General features: G+C 38.6%; 11 protein-coding genes. 2 read left to right on the plus strand and 9 right to left on the minus strand.

Going from position 1 to position 15,956, the window contains the following annotated elements; genetic code table 11:
• Positions 1 to 523: 523 nt before the first annotated feature.
• The gene (gene proB / locus H541_RS0103405; protein WP_022795945.1) at positions 524 to 1,327 is read left to right on the plus strand and encodes a glutamate 5-kinase; all 804 of its coding nucleotides are present in this window, start codon (positions 524 to 526) and stop codon (positions 1,325 to 1,327) included.
• Between the two features lie 21 nt (positions 1,328 to 1,348).
• Complete coding sequence (locus H541_RS0103410; RefSeq protein WP_022795946.1) at positions 1,349 to 2,596, plus strand: glutamate-5-semialdehyde dehydrogenase; 1,248 nt, start codon at positions 1,349 to 1,351, stop codon at positions 2,594 to 2,596.
• Between the two features lie 191 nt (positions 2,597 to 2,787).
• On the opposite strand, the gene H541_RS0103415 is transcribed toward H541_RS0103410, so the two are convergent.
• The 9 genes from H541_RS0103415 to thrC form a co-directional block, all read right to left on the minus strand.
• Complete coding sequence (locus H541_RS0103415; protein WP_022795947.1) at positions 2,788 to 3,558, minus strand: alpha/beta hydrolase; 771 nt, start codon at positions 3,556 to 3,558, stop codon at positions 2,788 to 2,790.
• Between the two features lie 17 nt (positions 3,559 to 3,575).
• Positions 3,576 to 4,535: a LacI family DNA-binding transcriptional regulator gene (locus H541_RS0103420; RefSeq protein ID WP_022795948.1), complete on the minus strand. Its 960-nt coding sequence runs from the start codon at positions 4,533 to 4,535 to the stop codon at positions 3,576 to 3,578.
• Positions 4,536 to 4,563: 28 nt separating this feature from the next.
• A complete protein-coding gene (locus H541_RS0103425) occupies positions 4,564 to 7,875 on the minus strand; it encodes a GH36-type glycosyl hydrolase domain-containing protein (RefSeq protein WP_022795949.1) in 3,312 nt (1,103 codons plus the stop codon).
• 25 nt (positions 7,876 to 7,900) lie between these two features.
• Positions 7,901 to 10,051, minus strand: coding sequence for a beta-glucosidase BglX (gene bglX / locus H541_RS0103430; protein ID WP_022795950.1), 2,151 nt, complete (start codon positions 10,049 to 10,051; stop codon positions 7,901 to 7,903).
• 98 nt (positions 10,052 to 10,149) lie between these two features.
• Entirely contained in the window at positions 10,150 to 10,983 is an 834-nt protein-coding gene (locus H541_RS0103435; protein WP_022795951.1) for a carbohydrate ABC transporter permease, read from the minus strand.
• A gap of 14 nt (positions 10,984 to 10,997) precedes the next feature.
• A complete protein-coding gene (locus tag H541_RS0103440; RefSeq protein WP_022795952.1) occupies positions 10,998 to 11,882 on the minus strand; it encodes a carbohydrate ABC transporter permease in 885 nt (294 codons plus the stop codon).
• A gap of 65 nt (positions 11,883 to 11,947) precedes the next feature.
• Positions 11,948 to 13,192 carry a sugar ABC transporter substrate-binding protein gene (locus H541_RS0103445; RefSeq protein ID WP_022795953.1) on the minus strand — a complete coding sequence of 415 codons (1,245 nt, stop codon included), beginning with the start codon at positions 13,190 to 13,192 and terminating at the stop codon, positions 11,948 to 11,950.
• A gap of 431 nt (positions 13,193 to 13,623) precedes the next feature.
• Positions 13,624 to 14,535: a homoserine kinase gene (thrB, locus tag H541_RS0103450; protein ID WP_022795954.1), complete on the minus strand. Its 912-nt coding sequence runs from the start codon at positions 14,533 to 14,535 to the stop codon at positions 13,624 to 13,626.
• An 8-nt stretch (positions 14,536 to 14,543) separates the two neighbouring features.
• Complete coding sequence (thrC, locus tag H541_RS0103455) at positions 14,544 to 15,602, minus strand: threonine synthase (protein ID WP_022795955.1); 1,059 nt, start codon at positions 15,600 to 15,602, stop codon at positions 14,544 to 14,546.
• Positions 15,603 to 15,956 lie beyond the last annotated feature (354 nt).

Raw genomic sequence — 15,956 nt, forward strand, 5'->3', positions numbered from 1 at the left:
AATGCATGGATAGGACAAGCAACTATGGTAATAAATGACATATAATACATAACAGGGTCAACCAGTGCCGCTATAAAGATGATTACCACAAACAAGCAGAAACTCGCCAACAGATAACTTAAAAACGATTTAGATTTCCTCATAGACTCTCTCCTCAGCCTTTACGACATACAGCATACAACCTATAATTGACTCATGATTTTTAATCATGCCTCTTCTTCATTACTCTTCACTCTTCTTCATTACTCTTCACTCTTCTTCATTACTCTTCACTCTTCTTCATTACTCTTCACTCTTCTTCATTACTCTTCTTCATGAGGCTTCACTAAAACACCTAATACCAGTAAATGTGACCTGAGATGGCAAATAATGTTGCACTATTCCTTTAGCTCATTATAATGGATATAAGCGCTAGTGGTCATTCATTAGCCTCAACTTATTTTTAACTTATCTTTAACTTAACAGCAACTAAGTATCATAACTAGTATCAATTCAATAACTACTTAATTCGACGAGGTGACTTATGAGGGATTCTATACAATCAGCTAAACGGATCGTGATCAAGGTTGGGACAAGTACCTTGGTTTATCCCAATGGTAATATCAATTTAGGAGCGATCAATCAATTAGCATTTGTATTAACTGATTTAAGAAATCAGGGGAAAGAAGTTATTTTGGTATCTTCTGGGGCTATTGGAGTTGGATTGAATAAACTGAAATTAAACAGTCGACCTCAAACCATCCCTGAGCAACAAGCAGTCGCAGCAGTCGGACAAGCAGCCTTAATGGATATTTATAACCAACGATTCATGACTTACGGCCAACAAGTGGGACAAGTTCTGCTCACTCGTGATGTGGTTGTGTTCCCAGAAAGCCGCCAAAATGTGACAAACACTTTCAACAGTCTCTTGAAACTTTCAGTCATTCCAATCGTTAATGAGAACGATACAGTCGCCATTGACGAGTTGGATCACCTCACTAAATTTGGCGACAATGACTTATTATCAGCTATCGTGACAGAAGTGACTGCAGCTGATCTATTGATCATGCTATCTGATATCGATGGCTTCTACACCGCCAATCCAGTAAAGGATCCATCAGCAACTTTGCACAGCCAAATTAGTGAGATTTCTGATGAAATCATGGCACAAGCCGGAGGCAGTGGTACTAAATTCGGTACAGGTGGAATGAGAAGCAAACTAAATGCTGCTAAACGAATACTAGCAAACCACAAACAAATGGTTCTAGCGAATGGTCACGATCCTTTGATTATCTGTGGCATTTTAAAAGGCCACGATATAGGAACCTGGTTTAACGCTAACAATTAAAGGATAAAAGGAGGGCGTGACATGACAGATTTACAACAACTAGGAAAACGGGCAAAAGAAGCATCTACAAGCCTACAATTGAGTGATACCCGTACTAAGAACCGCCTTCTCAATCGTATTGCAAATGACCTCTTATCACATGAATCAACTATTCTAGCAACCAATCGCATTGATGTCGATGCCGCAGAAAAAGCAGGAGTCCCAGCAGTCAAACGTGACCGATTGCAACTCACCCCAGAACGCTTAAAAGACATGGCTGAAGGTATCCAACAAGTCGCTTCCCTCCCTGACCCTATTGGAGACGTCACTGAAATGTGGCAAAACGAAGCAGACCTTACAATTGGCATCCAACGCGTTCCTTTAGGCGTTATTGGGATTATCTACGAATCTCGACCAAACGTGACAACAGATGCTGCTAGTTTATGCCTAAAAACAGGTAACGCCGTCATCTTACGGGGAAGCAGAGAGGCACTCCATTCCAATAAGGCTTTAGTGACTGTGATTCAAGATGCCTTGACGGCTGAAGGTGCTAATCCTTATGCTGTACAACTCGTCACTGACCCTTCTCACGAAATTGCAGAACAGTTGATGCATCTGACCGATTACCTAGATGTCTTGATTCCAAGAGGTGGGGCTGGTTTAATTAAGCGTGTGAAGGAAACAGCTACCGTCCCGGTCATCGAAACTGGTACTGGTAATAACCATGTCTATGTTGATCAATCCGCTCAAATTCCGATGGCGGCTAACATCATTTTGAATGCCAAAGCCCAACGCCCATCTGTTTGCAATGCCATTGAAACAATCGTTCTTCATCAAGCAATTGCTGAAGAAGCCCTCCCAGAGATTGAAAAAGCTCTGTTGACAAAGAATGTCGAGCTAAGAGCTGACGAACGAGCGCTTCCTTATCTCAAAACAGCTGTTTTAGCCACTGAAGAAGATTTCAAAACTGAATTCCTAGATTACATCTTGGCAGTCAAGGTGGTCGATTCAATAGATGAGGCAATTGCCCACATCAATCATTATGGAACGAAACATTCCGAAGCAATCATCACGGACGATTATTTTGCCTCGCAAAAATTTTTGAAAGAAATCGATGCTGCTGCAGTTTATGTCAATGCTTCGACACGATTTACAGATGGCTATGAATTCGGATTTGGTGCGGAAATTGGGATTAGTACTCAAAAGTTACACGCCCGTGGTCCAATGGGACTCGCCGCCCTCACCTCAAGCAAATATATTATCTACGGAGACGGACAGATTAGAGAGTAGTTATTCCATTTTTTCACTTAAATAAGGTAAAAAGTATCACCACTTCTAGTTTGATTACTGAAGCGATGATACTTTTTTTGTTACTAAGCTAATAGACAGACATGCAATTCAATAGATAAGCATGCAATATTGTTGATAGCATTCATTATTGTAGATAAGCACGCTGATCTATTTGGTTAAAGAAGACGTATTTATGCTAAAAGGAGCGAAAATTCTTTCAAGACTCTCTGAATCATTTCATCCCAGAAGGCCCAGTTGTGGTCTCCTGATTTCTCAAAATATGATGCTTTCTCCCCAAACGGACTCGCCGTTAGCTTTTTACGAAATTGCGTGTTGTTTTCGTATAAGAAATCTTCTGTTCCACAAATTTGGATAAAGTGGCACCCACTAGAGTTTTGTTTGACATCCAATAAGCGATATAAGTTATCATCACTTTCCTCAAATGACTCTAACGATCCAAAAATACGATGAAATGCCTTCTCTCTGCTCGAATCATTCTTCCATAGTGATGCAACATCCAATGCTCCAGAAAGTGACGCGCTCGCTTTAAACCGTTCAGGATGCTGTAATGCCCATTTAAACGCACCATATCCTCCCATCGACAATCCAGCAACGAATGTTTTTTCGGGTTTTGAAGAAATATGATACCAATGCTCCATTTTTTTTGGCAACTCTACAGTCAGATATGTCCAGTACGGCTCTCCTTCATACATATCGGTATAATAACTCAATTCTACCTGGGGCATTACAATGACGAAGGGATAGTCACTGGCATAACGTTCCAATGATGTCGCATTTAGCCAGGCATTGCAATCATCTGACCACCCGTGTAATAAATATATGACAGGAAATTCACTATAATCATTTTTGGAAATTCCATCTCTATTATCGGGCAAGAAAACGTTGATTGACGTTCCTTTTCCTAGGATTTCAGATCTAAAGTTCATACGACTAATTGCCATAATTATGCTTCAACTCCTTATGGAAATGATTTACCTGCTACAAATGATGTATAGATTAATTCATCTTCGGCTTTTTTCCCTTTAACTAGTCTCACTATTTTCTCTGCCGCAACCATCCCCCAACGATATTTTGAATAGGAAATAGTAGCAAGGCGTGGCTTCAAAAATGATCCAAGTTGCATGTTGTCAAAACCAATCAACCGAACATCAGCACCAATGACTTCAGCGTGCTTATCAGCATAACTATAAACACCAATGGCCATTTCATCATTAAACGCAAAAATACTGATGGGCCTGTCTTTAGTATCACTAAAAATCTTCCGCGCGGCATCATAACCAGATGGCTCAGTGAAATCACCAGGTATCAGTTCATAATCAATGCCATAGCGGTTTAATTCTTTTTCGCTAGCTTTCAGACGCTCCTGACTATCATGACCATTCTTTGGTCCTGTAATCAGATAGACCTTCTTGGTATGTCGACTGACCAGTTGTTCTATGGCTAAAGTCGATCCCCCTTTGTTGTCTAATAGAATCTTACAAATATTTGGATGCTCAATTATCCGATCTAAAACAACCATATGGTGTCCACGATTGGCAAATTTGATAATGTCTTCGGACTTAAAAGTCCAATCTAAGACAATAGCACCATCAACCATTTTTTCTGGAATAAAAAGTTGTGACTTTGAGCCACTACACACTATCATTTCATAGCCATAAACTTGTAACCCTTTTTTGATGCCATCTAGCAGTTCTCCATAAAAACTACCAGCATAATCAGTTAAATAAACCGCAATGATATTAGTTTGCCTTCTTTTCAAAGTGCGCGCTGCCATATTCGGAATATAATTCAATTCTCTTGCTATCGCTTTAATTCTTTCTCTGGTCTCTTCGGTTACTTTAGGACTGTCGTTTAAAGCATACGAAACAGTTGATATCGACACTCCAGCCTTCTTCGCGATATCTTTGATTCCAACCATATCGACACATCCCTTCTACTAGCAAGTTTTAGATATAAATATCTAAGTGGTTGTTTTCGCGTAAGATTTCTTTCAGGTTTTCGGCAGATAATACAATGCCACCTTCCCTATAACGGTTTTCTTCAAGAACAAATGGTAATTCCATTTCATTTAAGTATACCTTTTTGTTTGAGTGTTTAACATGGAATTTGAAGGTTGTTTTCTTATTGTACAGCTCATACTGCAACTCCAAGCCATCTAATTCAATGGGTAATACCGGATCTAAAACTAATTTATCATGGTTTTCTCTTATCCCCAATATATTGCTCAAAAGCTGGTTGATATAGATCCCAGGACCGCTGGAATATATTCTCCAGCCACCCTTAACAGTTACTTCTCCATCTCTAACTTGATCAAAGTTGTCTTGCGCCTCATACCTTGTTTTGAAGTCACCGTCTGAGCTACTGAAGTAAGTATTAGCTTGACGTATCTCAGCATTAGGAACTCTTTCTTTTATCGCTATTGGATTGATTAAAGTTAGCGCACGCCACGCTTCCTGACTTTCACCAATTTTTGCCATTGCCTCAGCAAAACGAATATGAGCATGGACATATTGAAGACCAATCTCTCTCCCAAAGTTAGCGGCTTGTTCTGCACGTTTAAAATTAGTACTTACCCCTCCATTATAATGCGCGGGTCTATTCATCAAACGTACCCCATCTGGGAATTGCAAGTATTGCTTGATCACATCAAAATGGTGCTCAACACCCTTTTTATCGAGTAATTCTGCAATCATACTTCGCGTCATTGGTAATAAGCGATACTGTATGCCTGTCTTCTTGTCAGTTGGATGTATCATTAATTCAACTTCACCTGGTTGTTTCATATAAACAAAACCTGGTAGTGTATCTGTCCCCAACATATATTTTTGATAATCTGCCTTGATACCTGCAACTAGATCATTCAAATGATCAGCATAATTCTTATCCACTTCACTCATCAATGTTGCAAATTTCTTTAAAACTTGATAGGTCAAGGCGACAGTCCAACTACTTGCCATTTGTTTTTTCATCGCACTATTATTCGGTTGAAGAGTATCATCCCAGTCACCATCACCATAGCAAGATAAATATGTCCCTTGTAAGAAATTGGTTTCAATATAGTTAATTTGCTTCTTAATATGATCGAGTAATGTGACTTTTTGACTTAAGCGCAAATACGTGTTCCGACTTGTATAAGGAATCTCTTCTTTTAATATTTCAAAATCTTGGCTTTTTTCAAGATAATCTGTCACTACTTTTAGTGGCCAAATAATGACGTCCCCATGACTTTCTGAAGCCTTTATTTTCTCATACTTATCGAACATAAACCATTGAGGCCAGTTGCCATCTTCGTCAAATTGATTTTCATAAACATGTGAAATAATTGATGCAACTATTTCGGGACGATCTATTGCAAGGAAAAACTCCGTAGGCCCTTGTGATACATCTCGTGTCCCCCAAGCTGCACCCCCATATTGCTCTAAACCATGTGGCGACAGATAATGTACTAGCATATTATGTGTATACCAACGGATTAATAGATTTATCGAGGTCACATCTTCACTATCATGGCTTAATTTAAAATGATGCAATAAGCTATCTATGAACGCGCTATACTTCTTATCCTCTTGCGATAAGGCTGTATTAACTGGTGTAAAAGAGTCTCCAGTCGTCCCTTGGGTAATAATCGTAAATGACGATTGTTCAGTTACTTTAAAAACTGTTAGTGTGTCATCTTGACAATCAGGCATAAACAGCTTTTCTGTTGTCAGTTCAAACGGTTGATCGATGGCCATGTAATAGGTTAAATCAGGATAAAAATCTTTAATAACAGATTTTTCAGAAGGTTTGATTGTAAGGACTTGATCATTTTTATTCAAATTATAGGTCTGATGCCCTTCATCCGGTCCCATTATCAATTGATTCGTTATGGCAAAAGTGTATTTTTTATCTGTAGCACTTGTCAATTCCGTTCGTATCTCTCTCACAGAATTAGGTATGCCACTTACTGTGTACACACTTACTTTTATCATGTCGTCCGCTAGTTTATAGTACCATGTCGCTGAGTTTAGGCCCATCTCAAAAGCCGAAGGCATGGTCAATAAGCGCCAGTTGCCATCTTCGAGAATATAAAAACGTTGCCCTGAACTTTTCATGACATTCAATGAGTTACGACTATTACTAGATAACTTGTTACTAGTTGTATTGCCCAGAACTATTTGAGAGTTAAAAATACCATACATATAAACGGTACTACTCATTATTGGGTCATCAACACTTAATGTTTGTCCACTCAAAAGTATATGACCGTGAGCTCTTTCCATTGCATTTTCTTTTGCCTTCAAGACCACATGGTGTTCATTCGCAAAGAAGGAGTAAATCTCATCATTTACTTTTTCAACTTTTGCTTTTTTGGGAAATAAAATTTCTAATTCTTCTTCTGTTAAAGTTAGTCCTACAACAGGTTTCCCAATTTTTTTTGAAGGCTGCTTTATGGCTTTTATCTGATCAAAGTGAGTCTTTTTATAAGAGTCTTTAATATCTTCAATTGAGACTACATTTTCCGTAACGGCCTTATCTTGACTAGCTAGTGCTAGACCATAAAATACAAATTCATGTGTATTTTCTTGATGATCTTCACCTAAAGCTACTTTCTGAGATTGTAATGCAATGTATGCAAACTCATACTGGTAAACTTCATTAGCTAAGTGTTCCTCAGTTAAAATTTTTGGCGTGTTAGTTGTTTTATATTCTGTACCAAAGAACTGATATCCATCTGTTGAAAATCCTGCGAGTTCATTTAAACTCCCTTGTTCAACCAATGGGAATTTGCCATCTTGAGGTTGATTTTGGCGTGAAGAAATGACATAACGGCCTTTATCCTTGGTGACATGATGATCAATATATTGAGAAATATAAGCTTCATTAGTTTCCACAACAGCTTTTTCAGCATTCCCTATATCTTGACCATATATGATATCTATGATTCCATTTCCCTTAACAGTTACTTGCCAGAACCATCTATTTTTTTCCGCTAATTTAAAGTTCACCTGATATTGAATGTTTTCAAACTGCCCTCTCCAAGATAATTGATCCTCGCTATAACCAAATTCACTTTCACTAATGGATCCAATCATAGGAGTAGCTTTGATCCCATTTTCTGTATGCACTCTCAGATAGATTTGATTTATACTACCATCTAGGTGATTTCCGCTGATTTGATTAATCATCTTTTGATGACTGATAATATAGTTTAAATCGCCGGTCTTATGAAAAGTTATCGTCGTATCGTCTTTTGTAAACTTAATTAAATTCTTCATATCTACCTTCCTCGCCTAGTTACTATTAGTTCCTATAGTCAAACACTTTTTCTAGTAGGTCACGGCTATTCCCGCCAATCATTACTTTAAATTGACCATCATCGCTTCTCGCTGTTTTATCTGAATGAACATATCGCAACAATTTTTCGTCAATTTCAAACGTTACTTTTTTCGATTCGGACGGTTCTAGCCATACTTTCTTAAATGCCTTCAACTCTTTGACCGGTCTGGCTACTTCAGCAACGATATCTTGTAAATAAAGTTGAACGGTTTCTTCCCCAGCCATTTTTCCAACATTCTGCACAGTGATCGACACAAGAATAGTTTCATCTTTATTCATTCTATTTTGACTCAATTCCATATTGTTATAGTCATATGATGTATAACTTAATCCAAAGCCAAATGGATACTTAGCATAATTAGAACAATCTAAATATTTTGAGACATACTTTTCATTTGGTGCACTTTCATACGGCCTACCAGTATTATTAACATTGTAATAGATAGGCACTTGTCCCACTGATTCTGGGAAAGACATACTTAAGCGTGCACTTGGATTAAAGCTACCCCATAATACATCTGCAAGAGCATTTCCTGCCTCAGTTCCTGGGAACCAAGCAACTATTATTGCTTCTGCCTCGTCTACATCCGACAAATCTAATGGTCTCCCATTGTACGTTGTTACTATGACATTTTGATTTACCGATTTGATTGCTTTAAATAAACCAATTTGCGCTTTTGGTAACCTAATATCGCTACGACTGGCAGCTTCGCCACTCATCCATTCTGGTTCACCTAAAGCTAAAACGACCTTTTCTGACTGATGAGCAAGACTAATTGCCTCTTCAATAGCTTTCTCAGAGGGTTCAAAATAATCAAATTTTTCTTTTCCAATCACTACATTCTTCGAGCATTTTTTTGCTCCATCTGCTAGCGAAACGGACTCTTCCTGTTTACCCTGCCAAGACCAAGCTCCCAACACATCATTAGAACTGGCTCCAGGGCCAACAATAGCAACTTTGTCATTCGCTTGTAGTGGTAGAATGTTATTGTTTTTAAGGAGTACTATGCTTCTTTTAGCAATATCTCGAGCTGCTTTTCGATGGTCTACTGATAAGATTGTTTCTGATTCCCGTTCTTCGTTTGCTCCACGGTAAGGATTTTCAAATAACCCTAAGTCATTTTTAAGTGTCAATATTCTTAAGACAGATTCATCAACGAGTTCCTCGCTGATGATGCCTTCTTTAATCAACTCTTCTAGACTATGGTTGTAACAAGATGTCATCATCTCAATATCTACTCCACTCACTAAAGCCAGTCGAGCTGCTTCTTTTTCTGTGGCTGAAACCCCATGTGGAATGGTCTCTTTTACAGCACCCCAGTCCGATATAACAACACCTTTAAATCCAAATTCGTTTCTTAATACATCTCTTAACAGCCATCTATTAGCTGTAGCTGGAATGCCATCAATAAGGTTGAATGACGTCATAACTAACTTAGCACCAGCATCTATGGCTGCTTTGTATCCCGGTAAGTAATTCTGTCTTAGCTCACGTTCAGACATATTGACCGTGTTGTAATCTCTCCCACCAATTGGTGCACCGTAAGCCGCAAAATGCTTGACGCAAGCAGCAATTTTGGTTAAATCATTCTTTAAATCATCGCCCTGATACCCTTTTACAAAAGCTGCTGCTAAGGTTGCATTGAGAAAACTATCTTCACCCGTTGATTCGAGTACACGTCCCCACCTAGGATCACGAACTAAATCAACCATCGGCGAAAAAGTCACATGTAAACCAGAAACCGAAGCTTCAAGAGCTGAAATACTAGCTACAGCCTCTGCCACAGTTGGATCAAAAGAACATCCTAAAGCCAATGGAATGGGGAAAATTGTTCTAAACCCATGAATAATATCGGCCATCAAAATCAACGGAATATTAAGTCGATTATTTTTTAAATATTGATCTTGAACTCTCTTTGCCTCCTTGGCACCGGAAACTCCAAGCGTTGTTCCAGCGTTGTTAATCGCCTCTTGGGTCAATTCCAATTCAGACATTGGTCCAGTTTTTTCTTCCGCTGTGTCCGAATAAAAAGCTGCTGCTAGTTGTAACAGTTGATCGATTTTTTCATCTAGCGTCATTTGACTTAAAAGATTTTCTATCTGTTTTTTATTCATCATTTCTCCTATTTTTATCCGTTATTTCAAAATTTATATCACTATTCGTACATGTCCTTTTAACAGTGTTCAAAACCTGTCATACGTATTTACTTGGCTTATTTCATTCCAGAGACATTAAAGCCTTGTAAAATATATTTTTGGAAGATTAGAAATACAATCAAGATCGGCACGACCATGAATGTAGCTCCCGCCATTTGTAACGCATAATTTGAACCATGTTGCCCTTGTAGCAACTGTAGTCCAACTGACAAAGTATAAAATCTTTCATCATTTGCAATAATCAATGGCCATAAGAATGCATTCCAACCCCCGATGAAGGTTAAAATACCTTGGACAGCCAATATTGGCCTAGTCACCGGCAAAATGATTCGAAGAAAAATATACCATTCACTTGCACCATCTAAACGAGCTGCTTCAATCATTTCATTTGATATGGTACTCATAAATTGTCTAAACAGGAAAATGCCGAACGCACCAGCCAAACCTGGCAAAATAATACCAGCAAGTGTATTGGTTAAATTGACAGCATTAAGGATCAAATACACCGGGATCATTGTAACTTGACCAGGAATCATCATTGTTGCTAGTACTAACAGAAATAGTTTATTTTTCCCTTTAAAGTCATACTTGGAAAAACCATAACCTGCCATCGCGTTTAAGAAGAGACCCGCGAACGAGAAAAATGTGATTATTAGGGTATTTTTCAAGTATGTTCCAAAGTTCAGTCGATCAAATAATTCTATGAAATTATCAAACGTCGGATTTTGTGGCAGCAATGTTGGGACAACTTGGTTGATTTCAGCATTCGTTTTAAAAGAAGAGAAAATCATCCAGAGAAATGGGAAAAAGGTCATTGTTCCAAAGATTAATAGAATCAACCCAACAAATATTTTAGTGCCCCGTTGCGAATTTTTATATGATTTATGCATCTTTCAACCCCTCCTTACAATTCATTTTTTCGTTGTCTGTTTTGGACTTTAAGCTGAATAATAGTTACAATGATTATCGCGATAAATAACACGAATGATCCAGCAGCTGCATATCCAAATTTGCTGTATTGGAAACCATTTTGGTAGATGAATAACGCAATTGATAGTGTACTTTGCAATGGTCCCCCATCTGTCATAACAAACGGTTCTTCGAAGAATTGGAACCACCCAATTAAGGTTGTCACTGTGACAAAGAAAATCGAAAACTTCAATAATGGAACAGTTATTTTAGTGATCTGTTGCCATTTATTAGCACCATCTATCTCGGCGGCTTCATAATACGCTTTGGGAATTCCTTGAATAGCTGCTAGAAAAATCAACATATTCAAGCCTATAGCTTTCCAAACTGCAATAATGATCAAAGAAATCTTTGAGGTTCCAGGATTTGTCAACCAAAGGATAGGGCCGACATTGATATATGAAAGAAGATGATTTAACAATCCAATTGTAGGGTTATATAAGTACATCCAAACCACAGCTATTGCTACTGTATTTGTGATAGATGGACTATAGAAAACTAACCTCATGAATTTAAAAAACTTATTTTCCCCAAAATTAATCATAATCGCCAGAGCAAGGGATATCAGAATAACTAGGGGAACACCAATAACGACATAATAGATTGTGTTTAAAACAGCTTTGCCAAAACTAGCATCAGTAAATATGTTTCTGTAGTTCTCTAAACCAATGAAATTGATTCTGGAATAATCTGCTAAGCCAGCTAAGCTCATATCCGTAAAACTGATAATCAGCGCAATAAAGATTGGTATAATGGAAAATATAACAAGTAGTGTGATGGCCGGGGCAATGAAAAAGTATGGGGCCTTTTTTGCTTCCATTTTTGATTCCTCCTAAAAAAGAAACTCGACTCTCAAAGATTTAGAGAGTCAAGATCTTGTTCAATCTATTTTAGTATATTTTCAGTTTGCTGCGTTAAATCATCCATTGCTGTTTGAACATCTTTTGATTTAGCAACAACTTGTTCCCATTCTTTCAAGTAATTTTGAGTGATTTCGTCCCATTCCTTCATCAAAGGCATTGGTTGTGATTCGTTTAACTGTTCCCCAAACACTGAAATATGTGGATCAGTCGTAAAGACATCATCTTCCCATGCAGATTGACTTGTAGGTAATGAATTTGTATTTTCAAAGAACGCTGTTTGGTTCTCTGGTCTAGATAAGAACTCAATCAATTTAATAGCATCATCTTTTTTCTTAGAACTACTAAATACAGCTAAATTGGCACCACCTGTTACAGATGTATTACTAACAGGTCCAGCAGGTAATTCCGCTACTGCCCATTTTCCTTCAATATCGGGCGCGTTTTCTTCAATAGCATTAATCATCCATGGACCACTGATAAACATAGGAACAACACCGTCACCGCCAAAACCTTGACTGATATCTAACCCTAAATCTGTGCTAGGAGCAGCCCCTGATTCTACCATTCCATAAAGGAAATCAAGTGCTTCTACCATTTCTGGTTGGTTGAACAACGGAGTGGTATTATCATCGAACAATTCTGAACCATTTTGTCGCGCAAACATAAATCCAAAAGTCGGTTCAGAAGCATCAACATTGAAACCATACATATTATCTCCACGTTCAGACAGCTTTTGTGCAGCATCTGCTAATTCATCCCATGTTTTTGGTGCTTCAGAGTAACCAACTGATTCTAATAAATCCGTGCGATAATATAGTGCCCGTGTCTCTGTATACCAAGGAACAGCATAGTATTTATCGTCGAACTTAGTAGTTTCCACTGAGCCATCAAAAAAATTAGTAGGCTTTAAGGTGTCATTTCCTTCTACATCTTCAGTTATATCTAGTAACGCACCGGCGTCTACAAACTCACTCATATACGTTGAGCCCATTTGTACAACGTCTGGACCACCCTTTGATGCAACTGCAGTCAACAATTTATCTCTAGAAGAACTCCATGGAATACTTTGAATTTTAACTTTTATCCCAGTTTCTTCTGTAAAATCATCCACGATTGGTTTGATTCCTTGGTCACCATCACCCATGTACCAAAAAGTAAGTTCATCACTTGAACTACTATCGCTCCCACCATTTGAACAGCCTGCCATTAAGCCTATAGAAGCTACAGCTAAAGCTCCCAAAGCCACCATTCTCTTTTTAAATTTCATTTTCCATCCTCCATTTTGTTTTTTTATTTTGGTGAAACGTTTCTATAAATTGATTATACATCATGAATTTTATAAATGCAATCGCTTTCTGTTCTGTTTTTGTAGCAAATTATCGGAGATATTCCATTTCTAACCTATAAATTAACCTTTCAACTATCGAATCGTTTCTATTGTTAGAAGTATTTAGGTATCAGACTAAACTTTGTGGCTTTTTTTGACAAAATAAAAAGTAACTCACAGTCTGTCGAACAGATAGACTATGAGTTGCTCTTAAAAAATGTCTTTTTAAAGTTTATAATTCTTCAAGTGACTGCTATAACAATCGATAGGATAAGGATTTACCATCTTGTTAATAATCTTATAGACAAACATGCCATCCTATAAACAAACATGCAACTTATAGATAAACATGCTGATCAAAATGTACTATTTCAGACAACTTCAACGCCTTTTTCAGGAACGACTAAACAAGCAACTTCACAGTGGGGAAAATGGCTTGCTAACTGGCGTCGCAACTTTTCACCTTCGCTTTTTTTTGCAATTGAAATAATAGTTGGCCCAGCACCACTTAACGCTGTTCCAATCGCACCGTATGTTTGCGCTAAGTCAACGACGTGAGCATACTCCTTAACCAAAGCTTCACGATAAGGTTGATGGAATAGATCCTTTCGCATCATCCGACCCATGAGTTCCCAGTCCTCGGTTAAAAGTCCAACCACCAACATATTACTGATAGCACTCGCTTTAACAGCATCAAAGAAAGGGAGAGTTTCAGGTAATACCCGTCTGGCATCTCTAGTCAACACTTCATAGGGTGGCACGACAACAACAACATCGATATTTGGCGATTTACCGAGATACATCTCCGTATCAGAAGCTTCATGCATACCGATAAATAAACCACCAAATAATGAAGGTCCCACATTATCAGGATGCCCCTCAATGCTAGTTGCCAAGTGAAGTTTCTCCTCATTCGACAATTTCAAATCCGCTAGTTGATTAGCAAGCTCAACACCCGCCACAATAGCAGACGCGCTTGTCCCCATGCCACGAGCTAAAGGAGCATCACTCCATACAGTGACCTTAGCTGGAGGGAGTTCTTTATGGTAAGCATCCGCCACTTTTTTAGCGACACGATACATTAGGTTGTCTTCGCCAGTGGGTAGTGCTTTTAACGCTTCAGTGGTTCCTTCAAAGTGCCAGACGTCACTTGGCCGAACAGTCAGCTTTAAATACTTTGATAATGCCATACCTACGGAATCAAAACCCGGGCCAAGATTGGCCGTGCTTGCTGGCACAATGATTTCAAACTGTTTATCTCTATTTTTCTGTTCTCGCTTCATGGCACTGCTCACAATCCGACCGGTAGGTTTAAGTGTTTCAACACTTCTTCTTCAATTGCAGGCACCTTTAATGGCTTTATATCTGAAATATCAAGGGCGGTATTAGGATCCTTCAAACCATTCCCCGTCAATATAGCAACAACAGTACTTCCATCTTCAATTTCGCCAGACTCTACTTGTTTCATTACACCAGCAATCGTGGCACACGAAGCAGGCTCTGCAAAAACACCTTCTGTTTTAGCGAGAAGTTGATAAGCCGCTAAAATTTCCTCGTCAGTCACTTCATCGATTTTACCATTTGATTCAGTAGCTGCATTGACAGCTTTTTCCCAGCTTGCTGGATTACCAATACGTATAGCTGTCGCAATCGTCTCAGGATGCTCAACTATTTTATTATGAACAATAGGAGCTGCCCCAGCTGCTTGGAAGCCACGCATTTTAGGTAACCCAGTCCCATGCAAGTCATTGAACTCTTTGAACCCTTTCCAATAAGCTGTGATATTCCCAGCATTTCCGACAGGAATCGCCAAGATATCTGGTGCTGACCCCAACTGCTCACAAACCTCAAAAGCACCAGTCTTTTGCCCCTCGATACGATAAGGATTAATCGAGTTAACCAAAGCAATCGGGTGATGAGCACAAATATCCCTAACCATAGTCAAAGCTTCATCGAAATTCCCATCTATAGCAATGATTTCCGCGCCATACATAACAGCCTGTGCTAATTTACCAAAAGCTATCTTTCCATCCGGAATGATCACGATACATTTCATTTGACTACGGGCAGCATAAGCTGCAGCTGAAGCAGACGTATTCCCCGTAGAAGCACACATAATAGTATCGTTGCCCTCTTCCTTTGCCTTAGCAACAGCCATGACCATGCCACGATCTTTAAAAGACCCAGTTGGATTGACTCCCTCGGTTTTTGCATACAATTTTATGCCAAGCTGTTTCGATAATGTTTCCAGAAAGACAAGAGGGGTATTCCCTTCATTCAATGTCAAATGAGGTGTCTTTTCTGTTACGGGTAACTGGTCCTTATAATGGTCAATCAATCCTTGCCACATTTAGTATTGTCCACTCCTTTGTTTAATGACTTGTTCACTGCCTATAAAATGTTAAAAAACAATGAGAAAGTTTGTTACGCTTATTATAGATAACTGACACACATTAGACAAGGACATATGCCATATTTATCACAAACAATGTGATCTTTATCCCTATTTTTCTACAAAAAAAGAACTGAGAGTGATTTCTCAGTTCATCTACAAACATCTACTAAAGAATTTTTATTGGGTTGAACGTCTTGTCTGACCTAGACCTAACAGCATTTAAGAAGTCATACAATTCTTTGAGCGTTCACTATCGCACATGACTTATGCCGCCACTATCCAGAAAACTACTCACCAGAAAACTACTCA

Source organism: Bavariicoccus seileri WCC 4188, assembly GCF_000421665.1.
Lineage (GTDB): Bacteria > Bacillota > Bacilli > Lactobacillales > Aerococcaceae > Bavariicoccus > Bavariicoccus seileri.

Bases quoted from the DNA above. Each gene is read 5' to 3' on its own strand.
- bglX (WP_022795950.1), bottom strand. From the start codon at position 10,051: ATGAATAAAAAACAGATAGAAAATCTTTTAAGTCAAATGACGCTAGAT.
- H541_RS0103415 (WP_022795947.1), bottom strand. From the start codon at position 3,558: ATGGCAATTAGTCGTATGAACTTTAGATCTGAAATCCTAGGAAAAGGA.
- thrC (WP_022795955.1), bottom strand. From the start codon at position 15,602: ATGTGGCAAGGATTGATTGACCATTATAAGGACCAGTTACCCGTAACA.
- thrB (WP_022795954.1), bottom strand. From the start codon at position 14,535: ATGAAGCGAGAACAGAAAAATAGAGATAAACAGTTTGAAATCATTGTG.
- H541_RS0103435 (WP_022795951.1), bottom strand. From the start codon at position 10,983: ATGCATAAATCATATAAAAATTCGCAACGGGGCACTAAAATATTTGTT.
- H541_RS0103410 (WP_022795946.1), top strand. From the start codon at position 1,349: ATGACAGATTTACAACAACTAGGAAAACGGGCAAAAGAAGCATCTACA.
- H541_RS0103420 (WP_022795948.1), bottom strand. From the start codon at position 4,535: ATGGTTGGAATCAAAGATATCGCGAAGAAGGCTGGAGTGTCGATATCA.
- H541_RS0103440 (WP_022795952.1), bottom strand. From the start codon at position 11,882: ATGGAAGCAAAAAAGGCCCCATACTTTTTCATTGCCCCGGCCATCACA.
- proB (WP_022795945.1), top strand. From the start codon at position 524: ATGAGGGATTCTATACAATCAGCTAAACGGATCGTGATCAAGGTTGGG.
- H541_RS0103425 (WP_022795949.1), bottom strand. From the start codon at position 7,875: ATGAAGAATTTAATTAAGTTTACAAAAGACGATACGACGATAACTTTT.
- H541_RS0103445 (WP_022795953.1), bottom strand. From the start codon at position 13,192: ATGAAATTTAAAAAGAGAATGGTGGCTTTGGGAGCTTTAGCTGTAGCT.